Here is a 15,557-nt window from a genome sequence, read left to right as displayed (position 1 = left end):
TCTGTCGTCTGTGAGCCTCGCGGGAGGCCGGGCCTCCTCCCCGCGCTACCCTGACTCCCATGACGGCCCCTCTGACCCTCACCGAGGGCGGCAGCCTGTACGACCGCATCGGCCCGGAGGTGCTCGCGGCGCTCGTGCGGCGCTTCTACGCCCGCGTCGCCCGTGACCCCGACCTCGCGCCCATCTTCCCCGCCGACCTGACCCTGACCGCCGAGAAGCAGCTCGCCTTCCTGACGGGTTTTCTGGGCGGCCCGCCCCTCTACCACGAGCGGTTCGGGCATCCCCGGTTGCGCGCCCGGCACCTTCCGCACGAGATCACGCCCACGCGGGCCCGCGCGTGGCTGGGGTGCATGAACGCCGCCCTGCGCGAGACACCGGAGATCGGGGAGGCCGAGGCCCGCGAACTGTACGCGACGCTCGCCCGGGTGGCGGCCCATATGGTGAACACGCCGGAGCCGGGGCGCGAGGGGCTGACGCCGAGTCCCTGACCCGGACCTGGACAAGTCTTTTCAATTGACTAGCACGGCCTGGGGCCTGCGGGGGGCGGCTTTCCTACACTGCGGGAATGACCCAGCCCCAGCGCAGCATCGACGACCTCCGCTCGGAAGTCGACCAGATCAACCGCGACCTCCTGACCCTGCTCTCCCGCCGGGGTGAGGTCGTCGCGCAGATCGGCCACGCCAAGACGAGCGAGGGCCGCCCCAACCACTACGACCCCGCCCGCGAGGAGCAGCAGCTCAAGGAGATGGAGGCCCTCAACCCCGGTCCCTTCACGGGGGCGGCGGTCAAGACGATCTTCAAGGAGATTTTCAAGGCGAGCCTCGCGCTGGAGGAGAGCAACGACAAGAAGCAGCTTCTCGTCTCCCGCAAGGTGAAGGTCGAGGACACCGTGCTCGACATCGACGGCGTGTGCATCGGCGGCGACGCCCCGCCCATGATCGTGGCCGGGCCGTGCTCCATCGAGTCGGCGGAGCAGATGGACGAGACCGCCCGCTTCCTCGCCGCCCGGGGGGTCAAGATCCTGCGTGGCGGCGCGTACAAGCCCCGCACCAGCCCCTACGGCTTCCAGGGGATGGGCGTGGACGGTTTGATCATCGGCGGGCGGGCGGCCCGCGACAACGGGATGCTCTTCGTGACCGAGGTGATGGACACCCGCGACGTGGAGGTGGTGGCCGAGCACGCCGACATCCTGCAAGTGGGCGCGCGCAACATGCACAACTTCGCCCTGCTGCGCGAGGTAGGCCGCTCCCGGCGCCCGGTGCTCCTCAAGCGTGGGCTCTCGGCCACCATCGAGGAGTGGCTCTACGCCGCCGAGTACATCCTCTCGGAGGGCAACAACGAGGTCATCCTCTGCGAGCGCGGCATCCGCACCTTCGAGAAGTGGACGCGCAACACCCTCGACCTCTCGGCGGTGGCCCTCGCCAAGCAGGAGACGCACCTCCCCGTCATCGTGGACGTGACCCACGCCGCCGGACGCCGCGACCTCCTCATTCCGCTCGCCAAGGCGGCCCTCGCGGTGGGCGCCGACGGCATCCACGTCGAGGTCCACCCCAGCCCCGCCACCGCCCTGAGCGACAACGAGCAGCAACTCGACTTCGCCGGGTACGAGCGCTTTATGGACGCGCTGGCGCCGATGCTGAGGCAGCCGGTCGGGGTGTAAGCGGTTGGAGGGAAAGCCGGGCTGCTCTCGCGGGTGGCCTGGTTTTAGTTAGGCGGTTTGGCGCGGGGAGGTTAGTCGTGGAGCTGGGTGGGGCGGTGACGTGTGCCTCCTCTCCTGCGGAGCTGTACCAGTCCCCGGCCCTCTGCTTCGCAGCTCTGCGAGTCCCCCTCGTGGGGGACTGGTACAGCTCGCACCGCGAGAGGTTGGGAGGGGGGCATACCAACGCAAGCGCCCACCAGCACCCCCGCCTCACCCCGACGCCGCCTCCGCCCCCCGCGCGACCCGGCGCCGCTCCTCGGCCTCCTCCGGGCACTCCAGCGGGAAGGTATGCAGTTCCAGTACCTCGCCCCGCTCCTCGCGGGTGAGGCTCAGGGCGGTGACGATGAAGCTGTCCACCGGAGGGGTCAGGCCCTTCACCTCGTCCCACAGCAGCTCCTCGGCCCAGGGGAGGATGCCCAGGCCCAGGGTGAGGTGCGGCGTGTAGTCGGCACCGTCGTGGGGGGCGCGGCTCGACGGGCCGACGCTCAGGGCCCGGGTGTGCAGGCGGCTCAAGGTGGGGCTGAGGTCGCACTCCAGAAAAATGACGTGCGGCAGGCGCTTCCAGCCTTTGAGGTGGACCTCGAACGCCTCCTGCCCGCGCAGCACGTCCCGGAAGGCGGCGACGAGATCGGGGCCGCCGAGGGGGGTCTGGAAGGGCGCCCGCAGGTTGAGGTGCGGCAGCCCGAAGCCGCGCACGCCCAGCCGCTCCTGGGTCCGCCTGAGCCACGTGTCGAGCACCTCGGGCGGCCACGCGACGAGGCTGTGGAGGGCCTGGGGCGTGGCCGTCACGGGGGACAGGGTGGGCGTGCGGGTCAAGGGCCGATCCGGTAGCGGCACGCGCCCTGACCGCACGCGATGCGCGTCTCGCGGACGACGGGCACGCCGAGCACGTTCACGAACATCTTCAACTCGCTCGCGCACAGTTCGCCGTACTGCCGCGCGACGGTGAGGTTCGGGCAGTTGCGCTCCACGATGTACCACGCCCCGCCCGGGCCCGGCTCGACCACCGCGTCGAAGCCCGCCCCGCACAGCCGCGCCGCCAGATGCCGCACCCGCTCCTCCAGGGAAAGGTTCTCCGGCACCTCGGCCCGCCAGCCCGCCGCCACCTCCGCGCTGCGGGCATCGAAGACCTGCAACACGGCCCCCTCCCCGAACAGCCCCTCCACGTGCCGCAGCACGTCCACGCACAGGGTCGAGTATGTCTTCGGAAAGGCCGCCTCCCCCCGCTCGGTGAGCCCGAAGACGTGCTGGGGCCGCCCGCGCCCGCCGGGCCGCTCGGTGCGCGTCTCGATCAGTCCCTGCTCCAGGAGGTCTTGCAGGTGGCGCCGCGCGGCGGGCACGCTCACCGAGAGCCCCGAGGCGAGCGCCTGGGCGGTCAGCGTGCCGTGCCGCTTGAGGAGTTCGAGGACGCGCTGTTTGGTGCGCTCGGGCGCGGGCGGCAGGGGCGCGGCGGGAAAGGTCGCGGCGGCGGTCATCTCAGACCACCGGCAGTTGTTCGGGCAGAGAACCCAGCGCCTGCACGCTCACCCGCCCCGCGAGGTTGCGCGCAATCTGCCGCATCGCCTGGGCGGCGGGCGAGTCCGGGTGCGAGAGCACGGCGGGCACCCCCAGGTCCGCGTCCTGCCGCACCTCCACGTCGAGGGGCACCTCGCCCAGCAGCGGCAGCCCGCCGAGCTTGCGCGAGCCCCCCCGCCCGAAGATGTCGTAGGTGAGGCCCGTGTCGGGCGCCACGAAATAACTCATGTTCTCCACCACCCCCAGCACCGGCACGCTGGCCTTGCGGAACATGTCCAGCGCCCGGGCCGCGTCGATCAGGGCCACGTCCTGCGGCGTGGTCACCAGAACCGCGCCCGTGACGTGGACCGTCTGGGTCAGGGAGAGCTGCACGTCCCCGGTGCCGGGCGGCAGGTCCACGATCAGGTAGTCGAGGTCGCCCCACGCCGCGTCCTTGAGAAACTGCTGGATGGCCGAGTGCAGCATCGGCCCGCGCCACACCAGCGCCTGCCCGGCGGGCGAGAGGTTCGCCATGCTGATGAAGCGCAGGCCGTGCGCCTCGATAGGCTGCATCTTGCGCTCGGCGTTCGCGGTGATGCGCGCCGACCCCTGGCCCAGCATGTGCGCCACGCTGGGGCCGTACACGTCGGCGTCCATCAGGCCCACCCGCGCGCCCTCCATCGCCAGGCTCGCCGCGAGGTTGACCGCCACGCTGCTCTTGCCCACGCCGCCCTTGCCGCTCCCCACCAGGATGACGTGCTTGACCCCGGGCAGGGCGGGCTGCGCGGGCGGGCGCACCATCGCCCCGAAGGTCACCGCCACGTCCTCGATCCCCGGCACGGCGAGGACCGCCGCGCGCACGTCGCCCTCGATCTGGCCCTTGAGGGGGCAGGCGGGCGTCGTGAGGTTGACCTTGACGTGCGCCACGCCGCCCTCGACCTCGGCGCGCTCGATCATGCCCAGCGACACCAGGTCCCGGTGGAGTTCCGGGTCGTTCACGGTCTTCAGGGCAGTCCACAGGGCGTCACGCATACCCCGCATTAGTAGCGCGTTCGGGGGGGAGGCGGCAAGACACGGCCTCACAGTGGGCAAGCACTACGATTGCTTCTGGCGGGATGTGGGCTTCTCGGGAGGATGCGGGCTCCCCCACAGGCCGAAAAGGTCGGAGTTGTCGCCTTGAGGCGTGAAGAGTGCGGCAGTGTTGCTCATTTCTAGGATGGGGACGGTCTTTTTACCCCTCCCCCCTTGTGGGGGACTGGTACAGCTCGCACCGCGAGAGGCTGGGAGGGGGGAACGCAAGCGCCATCTCAACGCGCTCCACTCCCCATCAGGAGGCTTTTCAAACACGCCCTGAGTGCAATGAAGGGCCTCGCCCTGGGCACCGTTCGACAGGCTGCGCCGGGGCTCGGCGTGACGGCTGCAGTCCCGCTCTTCCCGCCCCGCCCGCCCCCGTGGTACACTTCCCCAGTTTGCCTCCCCAGGGGGCGAGTTTTCGCGCACAAGGTCGGCGGGTTGCCGGGAAGCAAGGGCCCCATGTCCCCCGACGCGAGAAGGAGAGCACCGAGATGAAGCGTACCTATCAGCCCAACGTCCGCAAGCGGGCCAAGACCCACGGCTTCCGCGCCCGCATGAAGACCAAGGCGGGCCGCAACGTCCTCGCGCGTCGCCGCGCCAAGGGCCGCCACCGCCTCACCGTCAGCGACGAGTAAATCTTCGCCGCGAAGGAGCGGTCTCTATCGCCATTCCGGAACAGACCAGCGCCATGCAGGAGCGGCCCCGCCGTCCGGTGGCGCTGGCCTCGTTGAAGGGGGACCGCGAGTTCCGCCGGGTGCGGCAGCATGGGGTGGCCCTGCGCGACCCGCTCTTCACCCTGCGGGTGACCGATTATCGCCCCCGGCACGGTGAGGCGTGGCGTCCGCGCGCCATCATCGGGATCGTGGTGCCCAAGAAGACCCTCTCCCGCGCCGTGGACCGCAACCGCGCCCGCCGCCGGGTGCGCGAGGCGTTGCGGACCCTGCCCGGCGGCCTGCCTCCCTGCCGCGGGGTCCTGCTGCCCAATCCGGGCGTCTTGACCGCGCCCTTCCCGGAGTTGCAGGCGGCCCTTGCCCGGGTGCTGTCGCAGGTGCCGGGCCGGGTGAAGCGGGGCGGGGGCAAGGGACAGAAGACGGCCCCGGGAGGTTCATCATGAGTCTCGCTGCCAGAGGACTCGTGCGGGTCGTGAGGGGGTACCAGCGCCACCTCTCGCCGCGCAAACCGGCGCCGACCTGCCGCTTTACCCCCACCTGCTCTCAGTATGCTGTGGAGGCTGTCGAGCGGCACGGTGCCCTCAGGGGCGGCTGGCTCGCCGCGTGGCGCGTGGTGCGCTGCAACCCCCTCGTGCCGGGCGGCTTCGACCCCGTGCCGGACCGCTTTCCGCAAGGCAGAAAGACAACCCCATGAAGATCAAAACCCTCCTTCCCCTGACGGCCCTCGCTGCCCTGCTCCTCACGGGCTGCGGCACGACCGGCCCCCTTCCCACCTTCGGCAAGGCGATCACCCCCGAGTGGATTCGCGCCGACTTCGACGGGCGCCCCGGCGACGAATACATCGCCACGAGCAACCTTCAGGACGTGGTGTTCAACGCGCGCGGCGAGGTCATCGGCTGGTACGTCAAGAGCTACGCGGGCACGCCCTTCATCCGGACTCGGCCCGACGGGACCTACGACTTCAGCGCCCTGAAAGACCAGCGCGGCATCGTGAACATGGTGGGGAGCCGCCGCGCGTTCGCCGTGGTGGGGGAGGGCCTCGGTCCCTCGCAGCCCGCCCAGGTCACGGCGCCCACCCTGACCCAGAACCTGCCGCAAAACCGCCAGGACGCCGTGTTCCGCTACACCCAGAACGGCGCGGCGGTGACCAAGACGGTCACCCTGCACCCGCGCAACTTCAAGGTGGACGTGCGGACCACCGTGGAGGGCGGGCCCGAGCGCTACAACATGCTCTTCCCGGGGCTGGGCAAGGCGGACAATCCCCGCGTGCAGGCCGTGCCGGTCGGGGGCCAGCCCGCCGCCGTGCAGGGCAGCGGCACCCTGAGCGTGCCCAACATCCTGTACGCCGCCCTTCAGGAAAACCCCAGCCAGGTCGCTCACGCGCTGATCGTCCGCCCGCAGGGGGGCACGACAGCAAGCGCGACGCTGACGGGCGGCGCCCAGGGCCTGATCAGCGTCGCCCTCCAGGGCAACAGCAACCTGGAGGTCTACGGGGGCAAGAACGAACTCATCCACCTGTACCAGAGCGGCTACAGCACCCTGCCCGGTCTCTTCGCCCCCAACTTCTTCGGCCAGATTAGCCTGCTCATCGTGAAGCTGATGGAGAGGCTCTACAGCTTCGTGGGGAACTGGGGGTTGGTGATCGTGCTGCTGACCATCCTGCTGCGGCTGATCATGTGGCCGCTGATGCAGGCGCAGGGCCGCACGACCGCCCGGATGCAGGTCATGCAGCCGAAGATCAAGGAGATCCAGGAGAAGTACAAGGGCAAGCGCGATGCCGACTCGCAGCGGGCGATGCAGACGGAGATGCAGCAACTTTACCGCGACTACAACTTCAACCCGGCGGGGTGCTTTTCGACCTTCTTGCCCTTCCCGGTACTGATCGCGCTGTGGTCCACCATCCGCAACTTCGAGTTCGACTCGGGCTTCCTGTGGCTGCCCGACCTGGCGATTCCCGATCCCTTCTACATCCTCGCGCTGATCTACCTGGTCGTGAACATCGGGCAGCTCTACGTGATGACGCGCAAGACACCCGAGATGTTCCGGCAGCAGGCCTTTATCTACATCATCTTCCTGTACTTCGCGCTGACCTTCCCGGCGGGCGTAACGATCTACATCATCCTCTCGACCCTGATCGGCATCGGCCAGCAGATCCTCATCAACAAGCAGGTCGAGCGCGAGACGGCCACCATCGGCCAGAGCGTGCAGAAGGCGCCGCCGCGCCCCGCCGCCAAGGCCGCGAAGACCATCGAGGCGCCGAAGAAATAAGTCGGTTCGCCGAAGACCGCCCTGCCTGTTGGTGGGGCGGTTTTTTAGGCTTGTGGAGCAGAGGGGGTCTCTTTCGCGAGCTCCCCGCCCTACGCTACAGACCCGGCTCCAGCCGCCCCCACGCCCGCAGTGTCAGCAACGCCTCCAGCGTCCGCACGCTGCGCCAGTCGCGCTCGGCCTGGGGCCACACGTCGGGGAACTGCCCGCCCCACGACCAGTTCGGGGCCCAACTGCCGTCCTCCCCCTGCGAGGTGAGGAGGTGGGTCAGGGCCGCCGCGAGGGGTTCCAGGGCCGCGCGGGCCAGGGGGGAGGCGGGCGTCGGGGCCACGCTGAGGGGACTCAGGCCGTACCCGGCGAAGGCGTGGGGGTCGCGCTGGACCCGGCCCGGTAGCACCTCGTCCAGATAGTCGAGGACGGGAGCGCGGTGAAGTTCGGGAACCTCCGGCGCCTGGGCGAAGACGGACGCGACGATGTGCCCATTCACGTCACCCGGCTCCAGCCCCGCCAGGATGTCGTCGCGCGTCTCCACGGTGAGCAGGGCGAGCAGCCCCTCCGGCAGCACGTCGGGCGTGAGCCCCGGCCAGCGGTGGAGATGGGCCACGATTCCGGCGCGGGGATTGACCCGGAAGCCCCCGAAGGTCGCCTCGAGCCGCCCTTCTTTGTCCTGATTCCACCACGGGGCGTGGGGGTGCGCCTCGGCTCCCGGGGGCAGGAAGGGCCAGACCGTGCCGTCCGGGCTCACCCGGAGCTGCGAGCGCAACCACGCCACGGCCCCCCGCAGGAGGGGCTCGTCCGCCCCCACGTTCAGGCCGTGCAGCACCTCCAGCGCCACCGAGGTCGCCAGCACGCTGCTGTGCGGCGCGCGCACGTCCGGCTCCAGCGCGTGCCCGAAGCCACCGTCCGGATTGCGGTAGGCGCGCAGGGCGTCCAGGACGGCCTCCACCCCACCGCCCTCGAAGGCGTGCAGGAAACGGGCGCGTTCCAGGGGACGGCCCCGTTCGAGCAGGAAGGCGCGGGCGCGGGCGAACGCTTCCGGGGACAGGCGGGCGTCAGCGAGCGGGGTCATGGGGGGAAGCGTACACCGGGGCAGGCCCACCGGAGCCGCCTTGGGAAGCGGGCGGTCAGAGGCTGGCGAGCGCCGCCTGTGCCCTCACGTACCCGGGCCTGAGCCGCACCGCCTCGCGGTAGGCGGCCTTGGCCCCAGCCGTGCGGCCCAGAGCGCTCAGCGCGCGGCCCCGCCAGTACAGGGCTTCTTCGTGGGCGGGCGCGTCGCGCAGCACGGCGCCCGTCAGCCGCAGCACGTCCGCGTAGCGACCCGTGCGGGTGTACGCCTCCAGCGGCCCGAAGGTGTACCACAGCGCCCGCCACGGCAACCCGCCCACCACGCGCGCCGATCGGGTGGGGTCGAGGGTGGGGTCCGCCTTCGCCGCGAACGCCTGATCGAAGGCCCGCGCCGCCCCCCGCGCGTCCCCCAGGGCGAGTTTCGCCTGCCCGACGTTGAGCCAGCCCACCGCGTCCTGCCGCCGTCCGGCCTCGGCCAGGGCCACCCGCAGCGCCTCGCGCTTCTCGGCCACCGGGTTCGCGCGGAAGCCCAGCAGTTCCCGCACCTCCCCCGCCCGCTCGGGCGGAGAGACGACGAGGAAGGTCCGCCCGAAGGAGCGCCACAGCTCGTCGAAGCGGGCGTAGGGCATGGACAGCGGCCCCAGGTACGAGTCGAGCGCGCTGAAGGCCCCCTTCGCGTCGTCGTACCCGGTGAGCAGGCGGTAGTGCCCCATCCCTCCGCTGTCGTGGGTGACGAACCACGTCTCCACGACGACCGGATACCCCGCCGCCAGCAGCCGCTTGAGCAGGGGGCGGTCCCCGTTCGTGGCGAGGTGGACGTCCATCCCCTGCGAGCGGGCAAACGAGGCCAGTTCCTCCGGCGAGACGTTCACGTCCCCGCGGTTGGGCTTGAGGCGCGGGGCGATGTCGTACTGGTCGAGCCCTCCGCCCCAGCGGCTGAGCGCCATGCCCACCGTCACCGGCCCGCAGTTGTTCAGCCGCTGGTACTCGTGCCGGATGCCGGACACGCTGGCGGACGCAGGCAGGGGAGGGGGCGGCGGGGGCAGGGCGGCCTCGGGTTCGGGTGCCGGGGGAATGGCCTCCTGGGGCGCGCTCTCCGGCGCGGCGGAAACGACATTCGGCGCCGCTTCCCCCTCGGAGACCGTCTCGACAACCTCCGCCTGAGCCGGGGCAGACGCCGCCGGGGTTCTTCCCGACGCGCCCGTCTCGGGCTGGAGGAGGCTCGCGCCGAAGACGGTCGCCCCCACGAGCAGGCCACCGGTCAGCAGCAGGGCGGGGAGGAAGGGAGCACGCATCCTTCCCATCTTTCCCAGGCTTCATGATTTCCGCTTGAGGCGCAAACGTGCGCTAGGCGGGAATCAAGCCGTGCACGGTTCTTGGTCTGCGTCCCTCCTCCCTCAGTACCCCATCACCTGACGGATCGCCCGCGCCACCCGCACCGGGTTCGGGCGGTACACGTCCTCGACCGAGGTGAAGGGCGGGTAAGGCGCGTCGAAGCCCGTCACCCGGACCACGGGCGCGCGCAGGAAGTCGATGGCCTCCTCGGCGATGGTCGCGCTGACCTCCGAGTGGAAGCCGTTCGTGCGCGGCGCCTCGCTGACGACGACGGCGCGGCCCGTCTTGCGGACGGAGGCGAGGACGGTTTCCGTGTCCATCGGCACCAGCGTCCGCAGGTCGATCACCTCGACCCCGATGCCGTGGGCTTGGGCAGCCTCGGCGGCCTTCGTCGCCACCTCGACCATGCCGCCGTAGCAGACCACCGTCGCGTCGTCGCCCTGGGTCACCACGCGGGCCTGGCCGAGCGGTACCGTGTACGGCCCTTCCGGCACCTCCCCCTTGACCGAGCGGTAGAGCTTGATCGCCTCCAGGAAGAACACCGGGTCGGGGTCCTCGATGGCCGCGAGAAGCAGGCCCTTCGCGTCGGCGGGGGTGCTGGGGATCACGACCTTCACGCCGGGCGTGTGGGCGAGGATCGCCTCGGGGCTGTCCGCGTGCTGCTCGGGCGTGTGCACACCTCCGCCGTAGGGCGCGCGAATGACCATCGGCAGGTGGTAGCGGCCCCGGGTGCGGTGACGGTAGCGCCCCAAGTGCGAGAGGACCTGATCGAGCGCCGGGTAGAGGAAGCCCGCGAACTGAATCTCCGCGACGGGTTTCAAGCCCGCCAGCCCCATGCCGATTCCCATGCCGACGATGCCCGCCTCCGCGAGCGGGGTGTCGAACACGCGCTCTGCCCCGAAACGCGCTTGCAGGCCGTCCGTCGCCCGGAAGACGCCGCCCATCACGCCCACGTCCTCCCCGAAGACGTGGACCGTCTCGTCCGCCTCCAGCGCGAGGGCGAGCGCGTCGTTGATGGCGGCGACCATCGTCATGGTCTTCGTCGGGGTGGCGGTGGCGGTCATGCGGGAACCTCGAGGGACGGGAAGTGGGAAGTGGTCAGTGGTGAGTGGGTGCGGGGACAGTCATCTCCACCGTGAGGAGGGGGGGAAGGAGGAGCCGGGAAGCTGGGGAGCAACATGGGGTCCCCTCCACTGACCACTTCCCACTCACCACTCACGGGCGCAGCCCCCCTCACGCCCCCTCCTCCGCCTCGATCTGGGCGCGCTGGCGGCGCAAGGTCGGGGTGGGCTCGGCGAACACGTGGTCGAGAATCTCGGCGGGGGTGGGCTCGGGGTAGCCGTCGGCCTCCTTCAGCGCCGCCTCGAACTCGGTCTCGATCTCGCGGGTGAGGATGGCGTCGTCGTCCTCCGTCAGCAGCCCCTCGCTCATGAGGTGGGCCCGCAGGCGGGTGATGGGGTCTTTCTCCTCCCAGCCGTGGTTGTCGGCGTCGGTGCGGTAGCGGCTGGGGTCGTCGGCGAGGGTGTGGGGCTTGACGCGGTAGGTCACCGTCTCGATGAGGGTGGGGCCCTGACCGTCGCGCGCCCGGTTCACGGCCTCGGTGGTGACGAGGTACGTCGCCAGCACGTCGTTGCCGTCCACCCGCACGCCGGGAATCCCGTACCCGTCGGCGCGGCGGGCGAGGTTGACCGCGCGGGTCTGGGTGCGGGTGGGGACGCTGATCGCCCAGCCGTTGTTCTGGAGGATGAAGACGCAGGGGACGGTCAGGGCCCCCGCGAAATTCAGCGCCTCGTGGAAGTCGCCCTCGGAGCTGCCGCCGTCGCCGATGTATGCGAGCGCCACGTTGCGGGTGCCCCGGCGTTTCTCGGCGAGGGCGGCCCCGACCGCGTGCGGGTACTGGGTGGCGATGGGGATGTAGAAGGGCAGCACCTTCACGTCCGGCGGCATCGCCCAGCCGTGCGGGCTTGTGCGCCAGTACGCGAGGGTCTGCGCGACCGGAAGGCCGTGGGTGAGTGCGGCGCCCGTGTCACGGTAGGTGGGGAAAAGCCAGTCGCCCGCGCCGAGCGCCGCCGCCGTGCCGACCTGGCTCGCCTCCATGCCGCCGTAGGGCGGGAAGACGCCCAGCCGCCCGGTGCGGTAGAGCACCCAGGCGCGCTCGTCGAAGTGGCGGATGCGGCGCATGTGGCGGTAGAGCGAGAGGCGGGTCCCGGGGTCGGGCAACTCGGCGGGTCGGGTGGCTGTGCCGTCGGGCGCGAGGAGCCGGAAGGGCTCGTGTTCACTCAGGTCTGGGGAGAGGAGGTCGGGGCGGGCGGTGTCGGGTGAGGTCATGGGGCCTCCACGGCGGGACCGGCTTCGTCACGTGGGCGTGCGGCGCCTCTCCGGCGGTGGGGGCCCGGACAGGAGGGGGACGCGGCGTCGGCCTGGTGCACGGCAAGCGGGGGAAAGGGAGTGCGGAGGGTGGGCGGACCACCCGGAGGGGGAAGGCGTCCAGCCTAGCAGAGATGCTCCCCGGGCCCGGCCTCCCGGCGCGGAGACTGCCCTCAGCGGGCGCGCGCTCCTGGGGTTGACGGCCCTCGCCCTCCTGCTCGGCACGGCCCGGGCCGATCCCCAGCAGGGCAACCTGCGGCCCCTCACGGGTGCCGACCTGTGCCCCTGTGCCCGCCCGTCGCCTACGTCACCGACGACGACGAGGAGCAGCGGGACCTCGCAGTCGCGCTTGGCGGGCAGCTCGACCGGTACGCCACCCCCTCCGGCGTGCCCTACGGCGACCCCAAGACCTGCACGGTCGACCAGATTTTCACCCTCGACGCCTTCAAGGCCCGCGACGGGCGGATGCTCTACGCCGTCGACCTCCGCGTGAGGGCGGCCAAACCCGCGCGCCTGACCCTGGGAACGCACACCTTCGACGCCAAGGCCCTTGAGCTGTGGTCCTCCTCGGGGTACGGCAGCGTCGCGGGCCCGGGCGACCTCGCCGACGTGGCCGTGGAGAGCGTGCGCGAGTATGACGAGGAACTCGCCCTCGCGTGGAAGGCCACCCACAAGAGGGGAGCGCGGCGCGGTCCGGTCAAGGAGGCACGCCGCCCCGGTCGCTCCCAGGGCGGCGTGCGGGGTTGACGGACTCAGCGGTGGGTGACCTTCACCTCGAAGCGGCCTCCCTGCTGGCGGACCTCCAGGGTCACGCGGTCCTGGCCCCGGCGGAACTCGCCGCGCAGGCGAAGGCCGTTGCCGTTCTCGCGCCGCTCGACCTGACGGTAGCCCTGCTGGCGCAGGCGGGCGGCGTACTCCGCGTACACGTCCTCCACGCGGCCCTGGCGCTCGAAGGAGGTCTGCCAGTCGCGGTCCAGGAAGTCCTCCGGATGGGCCGGGGCGGGCCGGGTGGGCGCCGGGCGCACGGGCGGCACGGGGGCCGGGCGCAGGGGAGCGGGCCGTCCCCCCACCGCACGCGGCACCACGCTGTAGGACGCCGTGCCGCTCACCCAACCGCTCTGGTCCACCGGCGTCACGACGATGCTCAGCGCCTGCGCGAGCCGTTCCTGGCCCTGCACGTTCACGGTGGCGAAGGTGTTCTGCTTGGCCCCCCACGAGGCGATCTGCCCCAGGTTCAGCGGCGTGCGGCTCGCCAGCGCGAGGACCCTGTTCAGGCCGTAGGGCGTGGCGATGTCGAAGGAGAAGGGATCGCCCGCGTCGGGAAAGACCTTCGTGGTGTTCGCCTTGAGAAAGTTGCCCCCGCCCCCGTAGCGGTTGGGGAGGATCAGGTCCACGTTCCCGCGCGGGTCCACGTTGAAGAGGTACACGTAGGCGTCCTGATTCACGCTCGTGAAGAGCCGGATGCGGTCGCCGGGGGCGTAGATCGCCGTCCCGGTCCCGCCCGGCGTGCGGTCCGTCCAGACCCTTACGCTCAGGGAGGTGGGCACCGGGTTCACGATGATGCTCTGGGCGCTGACCCGCGGGGCGGCGCCCGCCGTGCCCAGGAGCGAGCAGAGGAGGCCGGGAATCAACCAAGCGGAGGGGGGTCTCATGCCCCGACTGTGCGGGGACCACTTGACGGGGGGCTGACCCCGGCTCTCAGCCGTCCCTCCCGGCTTCCTCACCCGGGGTTCATCGCGTTCCCCAGACCACCCGCAGACGGGGCGGGGGCGGGCGCACTAGACTCGGCGCGTGTCCGCACAGCTTCGCGCCCTGCTCGCGCTGGCGGCGCTCGCCTCCGGGCTGGCGCTCGGCGTGCCCCAGGCCGGGGACGACTCCGGTTTCCGCCCGTTCAGCTACGTCCGGGCGGGGCGCCCTCTGCCTCCCGCCCGGCCCGGCGAGCGCGTGCTGCTGACCCTGGAGGGCGGCCCGCGCACCTGGCGGCTCACGCGCGCCCAGCTTCTCGCGCTGCCCACGGTGCGGTACACGACCGAGCATCTCCAGCTCCGGCGCACCTTCACCTACGAGGGGGTGCCGTTGCGCAACCTCGCCGCGCTCGGGGGCTTCGCGGGGCAGGACCTGCGGGTCTACGCGTCGAACGGCTTCGTGACCACCCTGCGTGCGCCCGACTACCTGGCGGCGCCCATCATGCTCGCGCACACGGCGAACGGGAGGCCCATTCCCGTCCTCGAGAAGGGGCCCCTCACCGTGGTGTTGCCGAACGACCCCGCCCGCTTCCCGGCCCGGCTGTACGGGGCGGCGTGGGTGTGGTTCGCCGAGCGCATCACGCCCGCCCCGTGACCCCCGCCGCCCACCGCGTTCCCCGGGCGGTCGTGGTGCGCGAAGGGCTGCTCGCCGCGCTGCCCGCGCTGCTCACCGTGGCGCTCTTGATGCTCGCCACCCAGCCCGCGTACGACACCCTGCTGCGCAACGGCAACGGCTGGTCTCCCTATGCCTACCAGGGGCTCGCGCAGGACGTGCAGGCCTATCAGGTGGCGCGGCTCGACCCCACCCTCAGCGACGAGGAGCGGCGGGACATCGGCGACCGCGCGCTCTCCAGCGCCGGGAATCCGGCCCAGTTCACGGCGCTGGCGACGGTGGAGGACTACGGGGACGCCCGGCTCGCCCGGGTCGAGCGCCTGCTGAGAGAGAACACGCCCGCCTCGGTGGCCGCCGCCGCCCGCGAGGCCGTCCGCCTGAACGCGCAGGCAGGGAGCTACGCCGGGGAGACGGGCGTGGCGTACCTGCGCGCCCTTCAGGACATGCGCCGCGCGCTGGTCTTCACCGCCTTCGTGACCGGGCTGCTGAGCATGGTCCTGACCGGGCGGGCCCTGCTGCTGTGGCGGGCCGAGCGTGACCGCCGCGCGCGCCGCGAGGCCCGCCAGCGCGAGGCCCTCAGCCTCGCCAGCCACGAGCTGCGCCGCCCCCTCCAGGCCCTGATGCTCGCCAGCGACCTGCTCCGGCACGCCGACACGCCCGAACAGCGCCAGCACCTCCTCGCCCTCATCGAGGACAGCGCGACCCAGCTCGCCAGCCGCGCCGACCTCACCCGCCTGAACGACCTGTACCTCGACGTGACCCTGCGCGCCGTCCGCACCGACCTGCGTCCCCTGCTGGGCCGCCTCAAAGGGGGACGGGTGAGCATTCACCTGCCGGGGGAGCCCGTGTCCTGGCTCGTGGACCCGGGCCGGGTGCGTCAGATCGTCGAGAACCTCGTCGAGAACGCCCTGAAGTACACTGCAGGCCCGGTCGAGGTCACCCTGGGGATGAGGGCCGGGGGGCCGGAGATCACCGTGCGCGACCACGGCCCCGGCCTGTCCCCCGAGCTGCGCGGGCGCGTCTTTCTCCCCTACGAGCGCGGACCGCGCGGCCTCGCGGACGGGCAGGGCCTGGGCCTCTCCCTCGTGCGCCGCTACGCCCGCGCCCACGGCGGCGACGTGACCCTGGACGACGCCCCCGGCGGCGGCACCCTCGCCCGCGTCACCCTGGGCGAGCCCCCTCTGGTGGACGAGGGGGTGGGGAGAGGTTGAGGGCCCGGCTCCCTGGCC

General features: G+C 71.7%; 17 protein-coding genes. 9 read left to right on the top strand and 8 right to left on the bottom strand.

Annotation, left to right across the window (positions count from 1 at the left end; translation table 11 throughout):
• Nucleotides 1–59: 59 nt before the first annotated feature.
• A complete protein-coding gene (locus tag A7B18_RS13055) occupies nt 60–488 on the top strand; it encodes a globin domain-containing protein (RefSeq protein WP_102127132.1) in 429 nt (142 codons plus the stop codon).
• A gap of 77 nt (nt 489–565) precedes the next feature.
• Entirely contained in the window at nt 566–1,660 is a 1,095-nt protein-coding gene (locus A7B18_RS13050) for a bifunctional 3-deoxy-7-phosphoheptulonate synthase/chorismate mutase (protein ID WP_102127131.1), read from the top strand.
• Nucleotides 1,661–1,909: 249 nt separating this feature from the next.
• Here A7B18_RS13050 and A7B18_RS13045 read toward each other — a convergent pair whose 3' ends face one another.
• Genes A7B18_RS13045 through A7B18_RS13035 form a run of 3 tightly spaced genes read right to left on the bottom strand, consistent with a single transcriptional unit; the run spans nt 1,910 to nt 4,225 of the window.
• A complete protein-coding gene (locus tag A7B18_RS13045) occupies nt 1,910–2,488 on the bottom strand; it encodes a 2'-5' RNA ligase family protein (RefSeq protein ID WP_245872869.1) in 579 nt (192 codons plus the stop codon).
• 23 nt (nt 2,489–2,511) lie between these two features.
• On the bottom strand, nt 2,512–3,174 hold the full coding sequence (locus A7B18_RS13040) for a helix-turn-helix transcriptional regulator (protein WP_102127130.1): 663 nt from the start codon (nt 3,172–3,174) through the stop codon (nt 2,512–2,514).
• A gap of 1 nt (nt 3,175) precedes the next feature.
• Nucleotides 3,176–4,225, bottom strand: coding sequence for an Mrp/NBP35 family ATP-binding protein (locus A7B18_RS13035; protein ID WP_102127129.1), 1,050 nt, complete (start codon nt 4,223–4,225; stop codon nt 3,176–3,178).
• A gap of 533 nt (nt 4,226–4,758) precedes the next feature.
• On the opposite strand from A7B18_RS13035, the gene rpmH reads away from it, so the two are divergent.
• From rpmH to yidC, 4 genes are all read left to right on the top strand, one after another.
• Nucleotides 4,759–4,902: a 50S ribosomal protein L34 gene (gene rpmH, locus A7B18_RS13030; RefSeq protein WP_011530697.1), complete on the top strand. Its 144-nt coding sequence runs from the start codon at nt 4,759–4,761 to the stop codon at nt 4,900–4,902.
• A 92-nt stretch (nt 4,903–4,994) separates the two neighbouring features.
• The gene (gene rnpA / locus A7B18_RS13025) at nt 4,995–5,381 is read left to right on the top strand and encodes a ribonuclease P protein component (RefSeq protein ID WP_102127176.1); all 387 of its coding nucleotides are present in this window, start codon (nt 4,995–4,997) and stop codon (nt 5,379–5,381) included.
• On the top strand, nt 5,378–5,632 hold the full coding sequence (gene yidD, locus A7B18_RS13020; protein WP_102127128.1) for a membrane protein insertion efficiency factor YidD: 255 nt from the start codon (nt 5,378–5,380) through the stop codon (nt 5,630–5,632). The genes rnpA and yidD overlap by 4 nt, the downstream gene beginning before the upstream one ends.
• Nucleotides 5,629–7,206 carry a YidC/Oxa1 family membrane protein insertase gene (yidC, locus tag A7B18_RS13015; protein WP_180970150.1) on the top strand — a complete coding sequence of 526 codons (1,578 nt, stop codon included), beginning with the start codon at nt 5,629–5,631 and terminating at the stop codon, nt 7,204–7,206. Before yidD ends, yidC begins: the two co-directional genes overlap by 4 nt.
• 94 nt (nt 7,207–7,300) lie before the next feature.
• On the opposite strand, the gene A7B18_RS13010 is transcribed toward yidC, so the two are convergent.
• The 4 genes from A7B18_RS13010 to pdhA form a co-directional block, all read right to left on the bottom strand.
• The gene (locus A7B18_RS13010; protein WP_102127174.1) at nt 7,301–8,272 is read right to left on the bottom strand and encodes a prenyltransferase/squalene oxidase repeat-containing protein; all 972 of its coding nucleotides are present in this window, start codon (nt 8,270–8,272) and stop codon (nt 7,301–7,303) included.
• A 55-nt stretch (nt 8,273–8,327) separates the two neighbouring features.
• Nucleotides 8,328–9,563 carry a C39 family peptidase gene (locus A7B18_RS13005; RefSeq protein ID WP_102127127.1) on the bottom strand — a complete coding sequence of 412 codons (1,236 nt, stop codon included), beginning with the start codon at nt 9,561–9,563 and terminating at the stop codon, nt 8,328–8,330.
• 102 nt (nt 9,564–9,665) lie between these two features.
• Nucleotides 9,666–10,667 (bottom strand): alpha-ketoacid dehydrogenase subunit beta, encoded by a 1,002-nt coding sequence (locus tag A7B18_RS13000; RefSeq protein WP_102127126.1) that lies wholly within the window; start codon nt 10,665–10,667, stop codon nt 9,666–9,668.
• 169 nt (nt 10,668–10,836) lie between these two features.
• Nucleotides 10,837–11,931, bottom strand: coding sequence for a pyruvate dehydrogenase (acetyl-transferring) E1 component subunit alpha (pdhA, locus tag A7B18_RS12995; protein WP_102127125.1), 1,095 nt, complete (start codon nt 11,929–11,931; stop codon nt 10,837–10,839).
• Between the two features lie 318 nt (nt 11,932–12,249).
• Here pdhA and A7B18_RS12990 point away from each other — a divergent pair, with 318 nt between their 5' ends.
• The gene (locus A7B18_RS12990; protein ID WP_102127124.1) at nt 12,250–12,717 is read left to right on the top strand and encodes a hypothetical protein; all 468 of its coding nucleotides are present in this window, start codon (nt 12,250–12,252) and stop codon (nt 12,715–12,717) included.
• Nucleotides 12,718–12,722: 5 nt separating this feature from the next.
• Here A7B18_RS12990 and A7B18_RS12985 read toward each other — a convergent pair whose 3' ends face one another.
• Nucleotides 12,723–13,622 carry a DUF4384 domain-containing protein gene (locus tag A7B18_RS12985; protein WP_102127123.1) on the bottom strand — a complete coding sequence of 300 codons (900 nt, stop codon included), beginning with the start codon at nt 13,620–13,622 and terminating at the stop codon, nt 12,723–12,725.
• 139 nt (nt 13,623–13,761) lie between these two features.
• Here A7B18_RS12985 and A7B18_RS12980 point away from each other — a divergent pair, with 139 nt between their 5' ends.
• Nucleotides 13,762–14,310, top strand: coding sequence for a hypothetical protein (locus A7B18_RS12980; protein WP_245872868.1), 549 nt, complete (start codon nt 13,762–13,764; stop codon nt 14,308–14,310).
• Nucleotides 14,307–15,539, top strand: a complete 1,233-nt coding sequence (locus A7B18_RS12975) for a sensor histidine kinase (RefSeq protein WP_245872867.1) — start codon at nt 14,307–14,309, stop codon at nt 15,537–15,539. The genes A7B18_RS12980 and A7B18_RS12975 overlap by 4 nt, the downstream gene beginning before the upstream one ends.
• Nucleotides 15,540–15,557 lie beyond the last annotated feature (18 nt).

Origin of the sequence: Deinococcus planocerae (assembly GCF_002869765.1) — a bacterium.
Classification (GTDB): Bacteria; Deinococcota; Deinococci; order Deinococcales; family Deinococcaceae; genus Deinococcus; species Deinococcus planocerae.
Note: the sequence above shows the minus strand (reverse complement) of the source record. Positions and strands in the feature narration are given on the sequence as shown.

Excerpts from the sequence above, each read along its gene's own strand:
- A7B18_RS13055 (WP_102127132.1), top strand. The coding sequence starts at position 60 with ATGACGGCCCCTCTGACCCTCACCGAGGGCGGCAGCCTGTACGACCGC.
- A7B18_RS13050 (WP_102127131.1), top strand. The coding sequence starts at position 566 with ATGACCCAGCCCCAGCGCAGCATCGACGACCTCCGCTCGGAAGTCGAC.
- A7B18_RS13040 (WP_102127130.1), bottom strand. The coding sequence starts at position 3,174 with ATGACCGCCGCCGCGACCTTTCCCGCCGCGCCCCTGCCGCCCGCGCCC.
- A7B18_RS13035 (WP_102127129.1), bottom strand. The coding sequence starts at position 4,225 with ATGCGTGACGCCCTGTGGACTGCCCTGAAGACCGTGAACGACCCGGAA.
- rpmH (WP_011530697.1), top strand. The coding sequence starts at position 4,759 with ATGAAGCGTACCTATCAGCCCAACGTCCGCAAGCGGGCCAAGACCCAC.
- yidD (WP_102127128.1), top strand. The coding sequence starts at position 5,378 with ATGAGTCTCGCTGCCAGAGGACTCGTGCGGGTCGTGAGGGGGTACCAG.
- yidC (WP_180970150.1), top strand. The coding sequence starts at position 5,629 with ATGAAGATCAAAACCCTCCTTCCCCTGACGGCCCTCGCTGCCCTGCTC.
- A7B18_RS13010 (WP_102127174.1), bottom strand. The coding sequence starts at position 8,272 with ATGACCCCGCTCGCTGACGCCCGCCTGTCCCCGGAAGCGTTCGCCCGC.
- A7B18_RS13005 (WP_102127127.1), bottom strand. The coding sequence starts at position 9,563 with ATGCGTGCTCCCTTCCTCCCCGCCCTGCTGCTGACCGGTGGCCTGCTC.
- A7B18_RS13000 (WP_102127126.1), bottom strand. The coding sequence starts at position 10,667 with ATGACCGCCACCGCCACCCCGACGAAGACCATGACGATGGTCGCCGCC.
- pdhA (WP_102127125.1), bottom strand. The coding sequence starts at position 11,931 with ATGACCTCACCCGACACCGCCCGCCCCGACCTCCTCTCCCCAGACCTG.
- A7B18_RS12985 (WP_102127123.1), bottom strand. The coding sequence starts at position 13,622 with ATGAGACCCCCCTCCGCTTGGTTGATTCCCGGCCTCCTCTGCTCGCTC.